At 70.3% G+C, this 15,467-nt stretch carries 14 protein-coding genes and 1 riboswitch; of the genes, 2 read left to right on the top strand and 12 right to left on the bottom strand.

Translation table 11 applies throughout. The features are described from left to right. Positions 1-75: 75 nt before the first annotated feature. From ABD205_RS07305 to ABD205_RS07295, 3 genes are read right to left on the bottom strand one after another with little or no spacing between them, the layout of a single operon-like run. Positions 76-1,314, bottom strand: a complete 1,239-nt coding sequence (locus ABD205_RS07305) for an Nramp family divalent metal transporter (RefSeq protein WP_344043916.1) — start codon at positions 1,312-1,314, stop codon at positions 76-78. A 15-nt stretch (positions 1,315-1,329) separates the two neighbouring features. Next, positions 1,330-2,328, bottom strand: coding sequence for a ribonucleotide-diphosphate reductase subunit beta (locus ABD205_RS07300; protein ID WP_344043914.1), 999 nt, complete (start codon positions 2,326-2,328; stop codon positions 1,330-1,332). A gap of 8 nt (positions 2,329-2,336) precedes the next feature. Continuing rightward, on the bottom strand, positions 2,337-4,928 hold the full coding sequence (locus ABD205_RS07295; RefSeq protein ID WP_344043912.1) for a ribonucleoside-diphosphate reductase subunit alpha: 2,592 nt from the start codon (positions 4,926-4,928) through the stop codon (positions 2,337-2,339). Positions 4,929-5,060: 132 nt separating this feature from the next. Further along, positions 5,061-5,266: riboswitch (cobalamin riboswitch) on the bottom strand. 91 nt (positions 5,267-5,357) lie between these two features. On the opposite strand from ABD205_RS07295, the gene ABD205_RS07290 reads away from it, so the two are divergent. Continuing rightward, entirely contained in the window at positions 5,358-5,561 is a 204-nt protein-coding gene (locus tag ABD205_RS07290; protein WP_344043910.1) for a hypothetical protein, read from the top strand. Positions 5,562-5,647: 86 nt separating this feature from the next. Further along, positions 5,648-6,304 (top strand): VC0807 family protein, encoded by a 657-nt coding sequence (locus ABD205_RS07285; protein WP_344043908.1) that lies wholly within the window; start codon positions 5,648-5,650, stop codon positions 6,302-6,304. 279 nt (positions 6,305-6,583) lie between these two features. Here the strand turns inward: ABD205_RS07285 and ABD205_RS07280 are convergent, their stop codons facing one another. The 9 genes from ABD205_RS07280 to ABD205_RS07240 all read right to left on the bottom strand — a co-directional run bounded on the left by ABD205_RS07280 (position 6,584) and on the right by ABD205_RS07240 (position 15,465). Beyond that, positions 6,584-6,940, bottom strand: a complete 357-nt coding sequence (locus tag ABD205_RS07280; RefSeq protein WP_344043906.1) for an aldo/keto reductase — start codon at positions 6,938-6,940, stop codon at positions 6,584-6,586. Further along, complete coding sequence (locus ABD205_RS07275; protein ID WP_344043904.1) at positions 6,940-7,338, bottom strand: (R)-mandelonitrile lyase; 399 nt, start codon at positions 7,336-7,338, stop codon at positions 6,940-6,942. The genes ABD205_RS07280 and ABD205_RS07275 overlap by 1 nt, the downstream gene beginning before the upstream one ends. Positions 7,339-7,384: 46 nt before the next feature. Continuing rightward, positions 7,385-8,434, bottom strand: a complete 1,050-nt coding sequence (locus ABD205_RS07270) for an alcohol dehydrogenase catalytic domain-containing protein (protein WP_344043902.1) — start codon at positions 8,432-8,434, stop codon at positions 7,385-7,387. A 100-nt stretch (positions 8,435-8,534) separates the two neighbouring features. Further along, positions 8,535-9,434: a helix-turn-helix transcriptional regulator gene (locus ABD205_RS07265; RefSeq protein ID WP_344043900.1), complete on the bottom strand. Its 900-nt coding sequence runs from the start codon at positions 9,432-9,434 to the stop codon at positions 8,535-8,537. A 239-nt stretch (positions 9,435-9,673) separates the two neighbouring features. After that, positions 9,674-11,413 carry a CocE/NonD family hydrolase gene (locus ABD205_RS07260; RefSeq protein ID WP_344043898.1) on the bottom strand — a complete coding sequence of 580 codons (1,740 nt, stop codon included), beginning with the start codon at positions 11,411-11,413 and terminating at the stop codon, positions 9,674-9,676. Continuing rightward, positions 11,410-12,363, bottom strand: coding sequence for an MBL fold metallo-hydrolase (locus ABD205_RS07255; RefSeq protein ID WP_344043896.1), 954 nt, complete (start codon positions 12,361-12,363; stop codon positions 11,410-11,412). Before ABD205_RS07255 ends, ABD205_RS07260 begins: the two co-directional genes overlap by 4 nt. Continuing rightward, on the bottom strand, positions 12,360-13,298 hold the full coding sequence (locus ABD205_RS07250; protein ID WP_344043893.1) for an alpha/beta hydrolase: 939 nt from the start codon (positions 13,296-13,298) through the stop codon (positions 12,360-12,362). Before ABD205_RS07250 ends, ABD205_RS07255 begins: the two co-directional genes overlap by 4 nt. Before the next feature lie 5 nt (positions 13,299-13,303). After that, positions 13,304-14,422 carry an FAD-dependent oxidoreductase gene (locus ABD205_RS07245; protein ID WP_344043891.1) on the bottom strand — a complete coding sequence of 373 codons (1,119 nt, stop codon included), beginning with the start codon at positions 14,420-14,422 and terminating at the stop codon, positions 13,304-13,306. A gap of 47 nt (positions 14,423-14,469) precedes the next feature. Further along, on the bottom strand, positions 14,470-15,465 hold the full coding sequence (locus ABD205_RS07240) for a phosphotriesterase family protein (RefSeq protein ID WP_344043889.1): 996 nt from the start codon (positions 15,463-15,465) through the stop codon (positions 14,470-14,472). Between the last annotated feature and the right edge of the window lie 2 nt (positions 15,466-15,467).

The raw sequence follows: 15,467 nt of genomic DNA, 5'->3' as shown, positions 1-15,467 counted from the left end.
GGCTACCTCCTCGGAGTGTCATAACCCTTTCCGGAGGCGTCCGCAAGCACCCACGCAACGGCGCGGGTCTCGGGCTCAGACGGGGCCGACGACGGCGGCGATCAGCATGCCGTTGAGGCCGATCACGGCGGCCGCGCAGACCGCGCCAGCGACGGTCGTGAGCCGGTGGTTGACGAGCGCGCCCATCACGTCGCGACGGGCGGTCAGCCACACCAGCGGCACGATCGCGAACGGGATGCCGAAGGACAGCACCACCTGCGAGACCAGCAGCGCGCGGGTCGGGTCGACGCCGACGGCGAGGACGAGGAGAGCCGGCGCGAGGGTCGCCGAGCGGCGTACGACGTCCGGGATCCGGCGACGCAGGAAGCCCTCCATCACCAGCTGGCCCGAGAGCGTGCCGACGCTCGAGGAGGCGAGCCCCGAGGCCAGCAGCGCCACGGCGAACAGCGCAGCCGCGACGGAGCCCAGGGTCGACCCGAGCCCGGCGTACGCCCCCTCGATGGTGTCGATGCCGCGCCCCGAGAGCGCCGCCGCCGCCACGACGAGCAGCAGGAGGTTCATCAGCCCGGCCACGGTCATCGCCGCCACGACGTCGACTCGCTGCGCTCGCAGCAGCGTGCGGGGGTCGGCGCCGGCTCGCGACCGCGCGCTGGTCAGTCCGCCGTGCAGGTAGATGGCGTGCGGCATCACGGTCGCACCGAGCATGCCGACGGCCAGCAGCACGCTGTCGGTGCCGGCCAGGCGCGGGACCGCCCCGGCCAGCACCGCAGGCGGGCGTACGCCGGCCAGGACCGCGTCGACGGCGAAGCCGACCAGGATGACCGCGAGCGCGCCGCCGATCGCGACCTCGAACGGCCGGTGCCCGCGCCGGCACAGCGCGAGGAGGGCGAAGGCGACGCCGCCGGTGACCAGCCCGCCGGCCAGCAGCGGCAGCCCGAAGAGGATCCGCAGCGCGATCGCTCCCCCGACCACCTCGGCCAGGTCGGTCGCGACCGCGACGATCTCCGCCTGCACCCACAGGGCGCCGGCGACCGGGCGCGGGCAGCGGTCGCGGCACAGGGCGGCGAGGCTCCTGCCGGTGGCGATGCCGGCCTTGGCGGAGAGGTACTGGACGAGCATCGCGATCGCGTTGCTGGCCAGGACGACCCAGACGAGCAGGTAGCCGTAGGTCGATCCGGCGGTCACGTTGGTGGCGAAGTTGCCCGGGTCGACGTACGCGACCGCGGTGACGAAGGCAGGGCCGAGCATCGGCAGCAGTCGCGTCTGACGACGACCGCTGCCGATGCTGGGGGCCCCGGTGAGCACGTCGCTCATGAGGGGTCCTCCCACTCAGCCCTGACGGGCGTTGACCTCGTAGGAGGTGTTGATCGACTCGAAGAAGTTGACCAGCTGGAGGGTGTCGTTCGCCGCCGCCATCCACTTCGCCGGGTTGGCGACCCCGTAGTGCGGGCCGAAGCCGAGCTCGTCGAGGCGCCGGTCGGCGAGGTACTTGACGTAGGTGTTGATGTAGTCGGCGTTGAGCCCGAGGATCCCGCTCGGCAGCAGGTCGCGGTTGTAGGCCTCCTCCATCTCGACGGCGTCGAGGATCATCTGCTTGATCTCGGCGGCGAACTCCTCCGTCGAGATCTCCGGGTTCTCCTCCAGCACGGTCAGCACGAGGTTGATGCCGAACTTCAGGTGCAGCGACTCGTCGCGGACGATCCAGTCGATGAGCGACCCGAAGTTACGCAGCAGGTTCCGCTGCCGGAAGCTGAGCGCGACCATGAAGCCCGAGTAGAACCAGATCCCCTCGAGGATGACGTTGTAGGCGATCAGGTTGCGGACGAAGTCCTGCTTGCCCTCGATGGTCGTGATGTCGAGCGTCTGCTCGGTCATCCGCCTGATGAAGCGGACCTCGAACTCCTCCTTCGCGGCCATCGACGGCACGGTGACGTGGGAGGCGTACGCCGCCTCGCGGTCGATCGGGAACGTCTCGAGGACGTACTCGAAGCTCATGCAATGGTTGGCCTCCTCCCACATCTGCTTGGCGAGGTAGAGGTGGCACTCGGCCGCGTTGACGTAGGGGTACACGCCGAACGCCAGCGCCTTGTTGACGAGCAGCTCGTTGGGGTTGAAGTAGCTCATCAGGAACGTCAGGGCCTGCCGCTCGTCGGCGCTCATCCGCTCGAAGTCGGCGAGGTCCTCACCCAGCTGCACCTCGTTGGGAAACCACGTGTTCGCGACGGCCTGGTCGTAGAGGTCCATCGCCCACTGGTAGGTGACCGGCTTGAGCAGGAGGCCCTCCTCGATGCCGGTGCCGAGGATGCCGCGACTCACGGGGGCACTCATGGGGGCGCTCACTGGCACGACTCGCACTGGAGACGCTCCTGGGGGTCGACGGGGCACAGGGCCTCGTCGGGAGCCGCGTCGACGACCTCCAGCACCTGCACGTCAGCGGGCACGACGGGCACCACCGGCAACACGGGCGGCGGTGGTGCCACCGCCGCACCGAACCCCCGGCGTACGCCGGCTCCGGCGCCGGCGGACTGGGCCTGCTCCGCCTTGTTGACCTTGACGGTGCTCTGCTCGGCGGTGTGCCGCGGCATCATGTGCAGGTAGTAGGTCGTCTTGACGCCCATCCGCCACGCGTCGGCGTAGAGGTCCGTCATGTTCGACACGCTGCGGTCAGCGAGGTAGATGTTGCGGCTGATCGCCTGGTCGATCCACTTCTGCGCGCGGGCGGCGACCTCGAGGTAGGCGCGGCCCGAGAGCTGGAACGACGTCTGGTAGATCTCGACCAGCTCCGCCGGGACCGCCTCGTGCTCGGCCGCGACCTTGGACAGGTCGCCCTGGTGGCGCAGCAGCGCGTCGCGGACCTGCTCCCACAGCCCGGCCGCGCGCAGGTCCTCGACGAGGTTGCGGTTGACCTCCAGGAACTTCCCGGAGCTGGTGGTGCGGCTGAAGATCTGGCTGAACTGCGGGTCGAGGCCGGGCGTGGTGCCGGCGACCAGGCCGATCGAGGCCGTCGGCGCAATCGCCATCAGGGTGGAGTTGCGGATGCCGCCGGCGACCTTCGCGCGCAGGGCGTCCCAGTCGAGCCGCTCGCTCCGGTCGACCGCGACCGGGACGCCACGGTCCTTCTCGAGCAGGTTGATCGTGTCGACCGGGACGAGTCCCTTGCTCCACTTCGAGCCCTCGAAGTTCGGGTAGGCGCCGCGCTCGCGGGCGAGGTCCGCCGAGGCGTCGATCGCGTGCCAGGAGACGAACTCCATGAGGCGGTCGATCAGGTCGTACGCCGCACTCGACTCATAGGAGAAGCCGAACCGCTCGACGACGTCGGTGAAGCCCATCACCCCCAGCCCGAGCGCCCGGTTGAGCTCGTTGGAGCGCTCGGACTCGGACACCGAGGAGATCGTGATGTCGATGAGGTTGTCGAGCTGGCGGACCGCGAGGCGGGTCGACTCGGCCAGCCGGTCCCAGTCGATCGTGGCGTGCTGACGCCGGCCGGTCACGTGGCGCGAGAGGTTGATCGAGGCCAGGTTGCAGACCGAGACGTTGTCGCGGTCCTGCGGCAGCGTGATCTCGGTGCACAGGTTGGAGAGGTGGATCGTGCCCGTGTTGTCGTTGAGGGCACGGGTGTTGATGGTGTCCTTCCAGGTCAGCCACGGGTGCGAGGTGGACTGCAGCGAGGTCAGGATCGCCCGGAACTGCTCGCGGGCGCCGAGCTTCTTGTGCCGCAGCTGGCCGGCATCGGCCAGGGCGACGTACTCGCGGTAGCGCTCCGAGAACGCGCGGCCGGTGAGCTCGACCAGGTCGGGCACCTCGGCGGGGTCGAAGAGATACCAGGGCTGGTCGGCGTCGACCCGCTTCATGAACTCGTCGCTGATCCACACGGCCGTGTTGGCGGTGCGGGTGCGCCGGTAGGGGTCGCCCGAGTTCTGCCGCAGGTCGAGGAACTGGGCGAAGTCGAGATGCCAGTTCTCGATGTAGAAGCACAGCGCGCCGAACTTCTTGCCGCCGCGGCTGACCGCGCGCAGCGTCGAGTCGATCGTGTGCATGAACGGGATCGGCCCGGTGGAGACCGTGTTGTTGGACCTGATCGGCGAGCCCTCGGAGCGCAGCTTGGTGACCGAGAGCCCGATGCCGCCGGTGCCCTTGGTCAGCCACATGACGTCGCGCACCGACTTGGCGATGTGCTCGATCTCGTCCTCCATCTGCATGACGAAGCAGTTGGAGAGCTGGGCGTACGACGTCCCGGCGTTGACGAGCGTCGAGCCGGCGGCGAGGTACTCCAGCCGCGACATCTTGTCGTAGAACCGGATCGCCGCGGCGTCCCTGTCCTCCTCGTTGAGCGCCAGGCCCATCGCTACGCGCATCCAGAAGAACTGCGGCATCTCCAGCTGCCGGCCGTCCGGCGCCGAGATCATGTAGCGGGTGCGCATCGTCTGCAGGCCGATGTAGCGCAGCAGGTCGTCGCGGTCCGGGTCGAGCGCGGCGCCGAGGCGCTGCACGTCGAAGTCGCGCAACCGGCTGTCGAGCAGGCCGAGCTCGACACCGCGCTCGACGAAGCCGACGAAGGCCTCGCCGTGGAAGGCGTGCACCTCGTCGCGGGTCACGCCCTCGCCGAAGATCGCCTTGTAGAGGCTCTTCACCAGCAGCCGGGAGGCGATGGTGTCGTACGCCGGGTCGTCCTTGACGTTCTGCAGGGCCACCTGGATGACCGCCTCGTCCAGCTGCTCGCTGGTGATCCCGTCGAAGAGCGTGATCTCCAGCTCCGAGCGCAGCTGGGTTGCCCGTGCCACCTCGTCGTCGAGCCCGGCCGCGGCCTCCTCGATCGACCTCGCGATCTCGTAGCCGTCGTACGCCACGCGGGAGCCGTCCCGCTTGAGGACCGTGATCGCGGTCTGCTCGTGGTCCGTCTGGTCTTTCTGGTCGTGCGTCGTGCTCATCAGCGCATCCACCCCTCGTGAAGCAACCTGTCTGTGGTGCTTCCACGACCTGCGCGGTGGAGGGGACGGACGACCTCACGGGGCGTCGCTGATGATCCCCTGACCCTCCCTCGAGGTCGCGGACCTCCGCCGATGGGCGGCGGAGAGCTGGCAGGTCTTCGGACTCGTGGGCAGTTGCTTGGCCTACTGTCCGTCGCTTCCCGGATCGGCTGATCCAGTGCTTGATGACGGAGGTCGTTCCCACTCACCGCTGCGGGGCAGTCCCGGACTCACACCGGGGTTCCCTCTTGCGACGACGTCTCTGGCGGAGGCGCCGAACCAGCTGCGTTGACCACCATACCTGGGAATCCCGTCGTTGTAACTACCTAGATGTAGTGGTCGGGCTCGGCGTCGGCGCGTCCCGCGGTGCGGGCCGTTCATCCCTTTCGGGTGAGCCCCGCGTACGGCGACCGAGGCAACGTGCTTGCCATGGTCGTGGCCATCACCACCCCCGGGGTCTACCTCATCGTGGCGCTCGTGATCCTGCTGATCGTGTGCGTCGGGGTCTTCCTGGCCTATCGGATGAGCTCGCGCTCCGATCAGTCCGGGGCTCGCCGTGCGACGCGCCCGCGGAGCGACGACCCCGGCACGTGATCAGGGATCGTGCCCGCCTGCTGGTGGGTACCGTGGAGGGACCGGGCTTACCGGTGCTGAGCCGGGGCGGGGCCACGATGACAACGATGAGCGGGATCGCGACGCAGGCCACGCCCGCGCCCGCACACCCGCACCCACACCCGAAAGCCGTCCTGGCACGCGTCGGCGTCACCCTCGGCACCGCGGTGTTCATCCCCGCGGTCCTGTTGTGGACGACGATGCGCACGTTCAACATCGCCGTCGCCGTGATCGTCGGGCTCGCCTGGATGGTAGGCGTGATGTGTTGGCGGCATGCCACCGGTCGACCGGTGTCGGGGCTCGTACTGCTGAGCCTGGGGATCCTCACGGTGAAGACGGCCTTCACCCTCGCCACCGGGAACACCTTCGTCTACTTCGTTCAGCCGGTCTTCGCCGACGCCGCGGTGGCGACCATCTTCCTGGGCTCGCTGTGCACGGCCCGCCCGGTGATCGCACGTCTCGCTCCGGAGTTCTACCCGGTGAGCGCGGAGGTCGCCGCGCGGCCTCAGATCCGTGCGCTGTTCTGGAGACTGACCCTCATGTGGGGCCTGGTCATCCTGGTCAAGGCGGTCATCACCCTGTGGCTGCTGCAGACGCTCTCGCTGTCGAACTTCATGCTGATCAAGGGCGGCGCGATCATCACCCTGACCACGACCGCCGCCGTCGTGACGATCGGGTGGTCCTTCGCGGTCGCTCGCCGGCAAGGCCTCCTCCACAGGGCCTGATGCCGAGTCGGCGCAACCTCGCACCCCAGGACTGCCGAGTCGGCGCATCCTCGCACCCCAGGACTGCCGAGTCGGCGCATCCTCGCACCCCAGGAAGTGCCGAGTCGGCGCAACCTCGCACCCCAGGACTGCCGAGTCGGCGCATCCTCGCACCGCCGCTGCGAGGATGCGCCGACTCGAGCCTCTGAGAGTGTGAAGTTGCGCCGACTCGAGCCTCTGAGGAGTGTCAGGATGCGCCGACTCGAGCCCCTGAGAGTGCGAAGTTGCGCCGACTCGGCCTCAGGCTTCGGGGATCTCGCGGCCGAAGGCCTCCAGCGTGACGTCGGTCGGCTCGGGGCCGCCGCGCTGGTCGGTGTCGAGCGCGGCGCTCTTCTCGAACCCGTGCAGCGTCTCGTCGTACCCGTAGTCGCTGATCCAGATCTTGGTCTCCACGAAGACCTCGTCCCGGGGCAGGCCGGAGGCGCGGATGGCTTGGCCGACCTCACGCTCGTTGCCGTACGCCGCGGCGGTGTCGATGTGTCGGTAGCCCGTGCTCAGCGCCGCCTCGACGGCCGCTCGGGTCTCGTCCGGCGGGGTCTGGAACACCCCGAGCCCGAGGGCCGGCATCTTCACGTGGTTGTTCAGTGTCAGGCTCATCATCGGATGTACTCCTCGTCGGTGACGTGCTCGAGCCAGGTCGTGCCGGTCGCCGGGTCGTCGCCCAGCTCGAGCATCGCGAGGTGCTCCATGAAGGTGTCGGGCGAGGCACCGTGCCAGTGCTCCTCGCCCGGCGGGCAGTAGAGCGTCTGACCGGGGTGGGCCTCGACCTTGTCGCCGCCGCGGGACTGCACCCAGGCGACGCCCTGGGTCACGTGCAGGGTCTGCCCGAGGACGTGGGAGTGCCAGGCCGTCCGTGCGCCTGGCGCGAAGCGCACGCGCGCCACGACCATGTGCTGTCCGGGCTCGCGCGGCGAGGCGATCGGGTCGAGCCAGACGTCGCCGGTGAACTGCTCGGGCGGGTTCTTCCTGGTGGGCTGTCGGGGGTCGATCTGCATGTCCTTCTCCTGTCGTCGGGGTCGCGGTGCTGGGGGTTGAGCCCGGTCAGGCCTTGACCATGACCTTGAGTGCCTGCCGGCTGTCCATGGCCGCGTAGCCCTCGGGGACCTCGTCGAGCGAGATCGTGCGGTCGAAGACCCGGCCCGGGTCGACGGTGCCGTCGAGGACGCCGGGCAGGAGCCGCTCGATGTAGGCGCGTACGGGCGCTGGGCCGCCGGTGAGCGTGGCGTTCTTGCCGAAGAAGGGCCAGCCGATCGGGCCGTCGGCGTACTGCGGCACCCCGACCCGGGAGATGACGCCGCCGGGGCGGACGATCCCGACGGCCTGCTCGTACGCCGGCAGGTGGCCGACAGCCTCGAGCACCCGGGTGGCACCGCCGCCGGTCAGCTCGAGCACCTGGCCGATGCCGTCCTCGCCGCGCTCGGCGACGACGTCGGTGGCGCCGAACTCCCGGCCCAGGTCGGTGCGGACCTGGTGGCGGCCCATCAGCACGATCCGCTCGGCACCGAGCTGCTTGGCGGAGAGCACCGCCAGGAGGCCGACGGCGCCGTCGCCGATGACCGCGACGGTGTCCCCGGCCGTGACGCCGGCCCGGACCGCGGCGTGCCAGCCGGTGCCGTAGACGTCGGAGAGGGTCAGCAGCGAGGCCAGCAGGCCCTCGTCGGCGGTGGCCGGGTCGACACCGGGGACCTTCACGAGGGTGCCGTCGGCGTACGGGACGCGGACCGCCTCGGCCTGAGCACCGGCGGTGCCGAGCTGGGCGTCGTTCCAGAAGCCTCCGCGCACGCAGGAGGTCTGCAGGCCGGCGCGGCAGAACTCGCACGTGCCGCACGAGATCGCGAACGGCGCGATGACGAAGTCGCCCGGCGCCAGGGTGGTGACGTCGGCGCCGACCTCGGTCACGACGCCGATGAGCTCGTGGCCCATCGAGGTGCCGGCCGGGGTCGTCGGCAGCGAGTGGTAGGGGTGCAGGTCGGAGCCGCAGATGCAGGAGCGGGTGACCTCCACCAGGGCGTCGGTGGTCTCGACGACCTTCGGGTCGGGGGCGGTGACGACGCGGACGTCGCCGGCGGCGTACATGTAGGTGGCTCGCATGACTCCAGTCAACGTCGGCACCCGGCCATGTGGGAGTGCCTGTCGTTCGGGGTAATGCCAGTACCCCTCAGGCGGCCTCGCGACCGACTGCCGAGGCCGTCTACCGACCCGGCGCGACCTCAGCCGTGGCCTCCTGCGTGGCGGCCCAGGAGGCCAGCAGGCGCAGGTTGTCGAAGGTCGGGGTGTTCGGGTCGGCGGTGTAGACGTTGAGCTGCAGGCCCGGCTCGGACGGGAGCTGCATGCCCTCGAAGTTCATGTCGAGCTCGCCGACCACGGGGTGGCGCAGACGCTTGCGACCGGACTGGTGGAGCTTCACGTCCTGCGAGGCCCAGCGCTGGCGGAAGAGCTCGCTCTGCGTGGAGAGCTCACCGACCAGGGCGATCAGGTCCTTGTCGTGCGGGTTGCGCCCTGCCTCGAGGCGCAGCATCGCGGCGGCGTCGTTGGCGATCACGTCGTAGTCCATGAAGAAGTCGCGTGCCGCTGGGTCGAGGTAGACGAACCGGGTCGTGTTGGCCGGCCGGCGGTCGGTGGCACCCGCGACCGGGGAGGACAGCACCGGGGCGTAGAGCGCGCGAGCGAGCGGGTTCATCGCCACGATGTCGTGGCGCCCGTTGCGCACCCAGGCGGGAGCGTCGGTGATCGCGTCGAGGACCTGCTGGATGACGGGGCGGACCGTCTTCGCCGTGGGGCGACGTCGCGTCCTGGTCGGCCCGGCCTCGCGGGCGAGTGCGAAGAGGTGGTCGCGCTCGGCCTCGTCGAGCCGAAGCGCCTGGGCCAGCGAGTCGAGCACGCCCTCGGAGGCACCGCCGAGGTCGCCGCGCTCCATCCGGACGTAGTAGTCCACCGACACGCCGGCCAGCATCGCGACCTCCTCGCGGCGCAGCCCCTTCACCCGCCGGTTGCCGCCGTACGCCGGCAGCCCGGCCTGCTCCGGTGTGATCCGGGCTCGGCGGCTGCTGAGGAACTCACGCACCTCGGCGCGCAGGTCGATCTTGTCCATCCCCCCACGGTAGGCCGCGTTCCCCGCACGAAGGAGGCACTGGCAGTACCCGGAACGAGCGCGACTCCCAGGGCCGAGTCGGCGCAACATCGCACGCCAGCAAGGCCGAGTCGGCGCAACTTCGCACGCGACTCGGCCCCTGTGAGCTGCGAGGTTGCGCCGACTCGGCCCCGGCGAGCTGCGAGGTTGCGCCGACTCGGCCCCTGTGAGCTGCGAGGTTGCGCCGACTCGGCGGGCGCTCAGACTTCGTCGGTGGTGAACGGCAGCACGAGCCGCGAGGGGTGCTCGGCGTCGCGGTAGATCGTGTGCTGGACCGGGCGGCCGACGGGCACGTGGAACGCGTCCGGCGGCAGCAGTGAGTTGTGGGCGTCGACCATCGGCTCGTTGCAGGAGAGCTCGACCACGATCCGGTGACCCGTCAGGATCGTCGCGGCCATCGGATAGACCCGCAGCACGTACTCCTCGATGGCGCCCGGCGTCACCGGCACCTTGCGGGTGAGCGGGTGCACCGGGCTGCCGACGGTCGACGCCTCGGGGTCGAGCTCGCGCATCGACGCCTTCAGGTACGCCGTGGTGAGGAGCTGCCGCTGGCCGCCGGGGCCCTCGTCCCACATCCGCATGATCCAGTTGGTGTCGTCCTGGTCGATCGAGGCGAACAGGTGGAAGGCACCCGTGCCCATCAGGGTCGCCGGCTCCTCGAACGCCGCGGTGGACCACGACAGGATCTCGACCCGGTCGGTCACGGTCAGCGGCGCCTGGAAGAACCCGTCGGGGGCCGCGAACTCCGGTCCCATGGTCTCCGGCTCGAAGGAGAGCGAGCGGCGCGGACGCAAGAAGAGCTCGCGGTGCTCGACCGGCTTCGGCGGGAAGGCGTCGCCGACGACGTACTCCCGGGTGCCCTCGACGAAGACCGAGACCGCCGGCTCGTCGTCGACGCCGTTGTCGATGCCCTTGAGCCACTTGTCATACCAGCGGAACATCTTGTCGTGCTCCTCGATCAAGGGGCGCGACTGCATCGGCGGGTAGGGGCCGATCGTGAGCTTCTTGTGCGCGGCGGGGATGCGGTCGAAGCACTCGATGGTGCCGTCGAGCGTCCAGCCGCGACCCTGGTCGATCTGCAGCCAGACCGGGATGTCGATGTTCTCGGCGAGGTTGACCGGGTTGCGCTCCTCGTACCACTCGCCGTCGACGTCGTTCATCACGATGTCGAACCAGGCCTCGTGGTTCGTCGGGTAGTGCAGCGTGTGGAAGAGGTTCGGCCACGCCTGTACGTCGGGGTCGGCGAGCCGCTCCGCGACCCTCACCTCGATCTCCTCGGCGCTGTAGGTCTCGAGCATCCGAGACCTCACCCCGTCGGTGAACGCCCACCCGGAGTCGCCGCCGCGGCCCTCGCGCGCGGCGCGCGGCATGAGCCACATGACGCCGCCGTGGTAGGTCGTCTCGTAGAAGTCGTAGTGGCCCCCGGACACGAAGATGGCCTTGAGCGACGGCGGCCGCTCGGCCGCCGCGAGGACCTGCATGGACCCGAAGTACGAGATGCCGATCATGCCGACGTTGCCGTCGCACCACGGCTGCGCGGCGACCCACTCGATGAAGTCGTAGGCGTCCTGGCCGAGCGGCACGCCGCCGGCGTTGTAGTTGCCGATGTGCTCGCCCTCCGAGTAGCCCGAGCCGCGCAGGTCGCCGATCACGTGGACGTAGCCCTCGGCGACGACGCGCGCGATGTCGCCGGCCTCGATGCAGCCGTCCCACATCGGGGAGGGGCGACGCTGCGGCGGCATCGTGAGGGCGAGCGCCTGCAGCTCCTTGCCGTACGGCGAGAGGGCGACCAGCGCCGGACGCGGCGCGTCCAGGTCCTCGGTGTAGGCGTCGGCGGCCAGCACCACGCCGTCGCGCGTCGGGACGCCCAGGTCCTTGAGCACGGTGATCTTGCGCCCACCGGCGTCGATGGTGCGTTGCGTCGTCTCGCGCGCGGTCATGGGAGCTCCTTGCCGGGTGCCTTGCCGGATGACTGGGTGTAGCCGTGCAGCGTGGTGAAGAACGGCGACGGCTCGAGGGTCGGGTCTCCGCTGTAGCCGAGCTCGCGGGCGACCTTCTCGAACGGCGAGTACGGCGACTCCGACCCGCTCGCGACGTGGCCCTCCATCGCCGCCCGGACCTGGGCCTCCCTCTCGAGGCTGGCCGTGAGCGCCTCGCGGGCGCCGTCCCTGTCGAGGGCGACCGGGAAGGGGGTCCCGTCCTGCCGGCGGTAGGGATGGCCGAGGTAGAGGTGCGCCGGGTCGAGGGCGAGGACCCTCTCCAGCGAGGCACGGTAGGCGTCAGGGTCCTCGTAGCCGGGGAAGCCGCTCGCCGCGCCGTAGCACTGGGCGGCGTCGCCCACGAAGACGTGACCGTCGAGGGCCGGGTCGCCGACGACGTACGCGACCGCGCCCGGGGTGTGGCCCGGGGTGGCGACGACCCGCACGGCCACACCGCCGAGGTCCAGCACGTCGCCGTCGCTCACGGTCAGGGTCGGCTCCATCTCCCCGGAGATGGCGTCGAGCGTCTCCGCGGTCTTCCTCGCCTCGAGCGCGACCGCGTCGACGAACTCTCCTCGCAGCGTGAGCGCCTCCTCGACGTGCGCGCGACGCGAGCGGAGGAAGTGCGCGTCGGTCTCGGAGATGACGACCCGCGCGGTGCGGCCGGTCGCCTCCCACAGCGCATGGGCGCCGCCGACGTGGTCGATGTGGCCGTGCGTGAGCAGGATCCACCTCACGTCCTCGATGCGCCGGCCGAGCCGCTCGAGCTCGCCGGGCACCCCCGCCGCCGACGCCGTGACGCCGGTGTCGACGAGGGCGAGGTCGCCGCCCACGGCGGAGCCGTCGATGAGGAAGCTGTAGAGGGCGAAGCGCCCCCACGGCGCCGCGATCGGGTGGACGTCGACGGTCATCTGCGCCCTCCTGCCAGGAACTGAGCGGTCTCGGTGAAGGCCCGGTGGTAGTCGGGGATCCAGGAGAAGTGCTGGACGAACCCGTGGCCGGCACCTTCGTAGCGGCTGACGACGGCGTCGACGCCGGCCTCCTTGAGCCGCGCCCCGTAGCGCTCGCCCTCGTCGCGCAGCGGGTCGAGCTCGCCGGTGATGATGAGCGCCTGCGGCAGCCCCGACAGGTCGGCGCGCTTGATCGGCGAGACCCGGGGGTCGTCCGGGTCAGCGCCGGAGTCGAGGTAGAAGGCGTTGAACGGCCTCAGGCCGGCGGTCTCGAGGCCGTAGCCGACCGCGTTCTCGACCAGCGACGGATAGCGGCACTCGTCGAAGTCGAGGTCGAGCGACGGGTAGAAGAGCACCTGGTGGGTGATCGAGTCGAGGCCCTCGTCCCTCGCCATCGCGGCCACGGCGGCCACGAACGTCCCACCGGAGCTGTCGCCGGCGATCGCCAGGGTCTCGCCGTCCCACGCCAGGGCGGCCGGGTGCTCGGCGATCCAGCGGACGACGGCGTGGCAGTCCTCCAGACCGGCGGGGTACTCCGCCTCCGGGGCCCGGCGGTAGCCGACCGCGACGACCTGGAGCCCGGTCTCGTGGGCCAGCGCCCGGGCGACGTGGTCGTGGGTCTCGAGGCTGCCGAGGAAGAACGCGCCGCCGTGGAAGTAGACCAGCACGCCGTACGCGTCGGCCTCGACGGGTGTGTAGATCCGCACCGGGACCTCGCCCGCGTACGTCGCCAGGGTGTCGTCCTCGACGGCGGCGAGCGGCAGCCGCTGCTCGACGGGTGGCACCAGCGCCTCCTCGGCGGCACGCATCGCGACCGGGTCCAGCGGCAGCTCCGGGTGCGGCAGGTGGGCGATGATCCTGGCGATCTCCGGGTGGAGCCGCCCCTCGGTCGACATCGTGCTCAGACCGTCGCCGTCGTCGCGGCGATCTGGCCGGGCTTCTGGCCGGGGAAGACGTCGTCGAGCTCGTCGTCGGTCCAGCCGTTGCGCGAGATCCGTTGGAGCTCGTCGGTGACCGGCTTGCGGACCGCCGTGAACGTCGCCAGCGCCTCCCGGACGGAGTCGGCCCCGGCCAGCGCGTCGGCGATCGCGCCGGCGTCGAGGATGGCCGAGTTGGCGCCCTGGCCCTGGTGGTGGCACATCGCGTGTGCGGCGTCGCCGATCAGCACGACCGAGTCGGTGTGCCACTCCTCCACCGGGTCGATGTCGTAGACCGCGCGGACGTTGACCGCCGACATGTCCAGGCCCTCGGTGATCCTCACCAGGCGCTCGTCGAACCCCTCGACGGTCGCGAGCACGTCGGCCAGGGTGACCTCGGGCGCCCACGTGCTGTCGGGGCTGAGCGCGGTGATGTCGAACGACACCTGGTGGCGGTGCTTGAGCGGCAGCAGGTAGATCTTCGTGCCGCGGCCGATGTACATCCGCAGGTTGCCGTCGTCGACCATCCCGAAGGTCTTGTCGATGTCGATCACGACGCGGTAGGCGTGCTCCCCGGCGAAGACCGGCGCCGCCGTGCTGAAGAGCTCGTTGCGGACCACCGAGTTGATCCCGTCGGCTCCGATCACCAGGTCGGCGGTGACGCTCTCGCCGTTGGTGAAGGTCAGCGTGGCGCGGGCGCCGTCGTCGACGATCGACTCCAGCTTGTGGCCGAGCCTCACCATGCCGGCCGGGAGGGTGCCGACGAGCGCCTCGATGAAGTCGCCGCGGTGGATGAAGTTCGTGGTCTCGCCGTACGCCTCCTTCTCCGGCCACTCCTCCTGCGCGATGCGGTGGGCGTCGGCGGTCAGGATCTCGAAGGCGTCGCTCGGCGAGGTGACGGCCTTGATCGCGTCGCCGATCCCCCACCGGTCGAACTGGTGCATCGAGGACGGGCGCAGGCCGATGCCGGCCCCGACCTCGCGGATCTGCGAGGCCTGCTCGTAGACCGTCACGCTCGCGCCGAGGTTGCTGAGCGCCTTGGCCGCTGCGGCACCGGCGTAGCCGGCACCCACGATGGCGATGTTGAGGTTCGTGATGTCCATGGGGATCTCTTTCGGTGGTCGAGGAGTTGCGACGCGCGACTCGAGGCTCAGTTCTGCGGCTGGAGGGTCAGGAAGGCGGCCGGGAGCTCCACGAAGATCCGGTCGATCGTGGCGTCGTCCACGCCGTGCTGGCGCAGCGCCGGGAAGAGGGTGTCGAACAGGTAGTTGACGGTGTGGCCCTTGACGCCCGGCCAGCCGAGCGGGCTGCAGTTGGCGTCGGCCGAGGCGAGGACGCTGTCGACCAGGCCGTCGCGCAGGTAGCCGAGGAAGTGCTCCAGCCGCTCCTGCCGCGGACGGCCCCAGAACGGCGGGTCGGGCAGCTCGAGGTCGTAGCCGAAGGTGTCGAAGCCGATCCGACCGCCCTGCTCGGCGATCCACCGGTCGCGGACCTTGCCCTGGCTGACGCCGTCGTCGGCGTGACCGAACAGGACGCGGTCGAGCGGGAGCCCCTCCTCGGCGAAGATCTCGACGGCCGGCTCGGCGTCGACCGCGAGGTGGGTGAAGATCGGGACACCCGTCTCCAGCGCGGCTCGGGCGGCCGCGCGGTAGATCCGGAGGTCGAGCTCCTTCATCCTGAAGCCGCGGCTGACGCCGACCTTGATGATCCCGGCCTTGCCGCCGGTGCGCCCGACGCCCACGGTGATCTCGTGCACGAACTGGCGGTAGAGGTAGTCCACGTCGGCGCGCTCGAAGAACGGCAGGGCGGTGTCGCCTCCCACGAAGCCGGTCGAGGCGACGATGTGGACGCCGGTCTTCTCCGAGAGCGACTGGTAGTAGCTGACGTCCCGCCCGTTGCAGATGCCGGTGGCGTCCACGAAGGTCGCGCCGCCCCATCGCAGGGTGTTCTGGTGGAACATGCGCAGCTTCGGGACGGTCTCCTCGTAGCGCTGCTCGGGGGTCTTCCACCACTGAGGGTCGAGCTCCGAGCCCGGCATGCCGTAGCCGATGTGCTCGTGGATGGCGACGAAGCCGGCCTCCTCCGGAGCGATCGGACCGAGGACGGTGTTGATGCGGGGAGCGATCCGGGGGCTGACGTAGGGCATGA

This window comes from Nocardioides panacihumi, assembly GCF_039530925.1.
In the GTDB taxonomy this organism is placed as follows: Bacteria; Actinomycetota; Actinomycetes; order Propionibacteriales; family Nocardioidaceae; genus Nocardioides; species Nocardioides panacihumi.
This window is presented reverse-complemented; position numbering and strand designations above follow the sequence as displayed.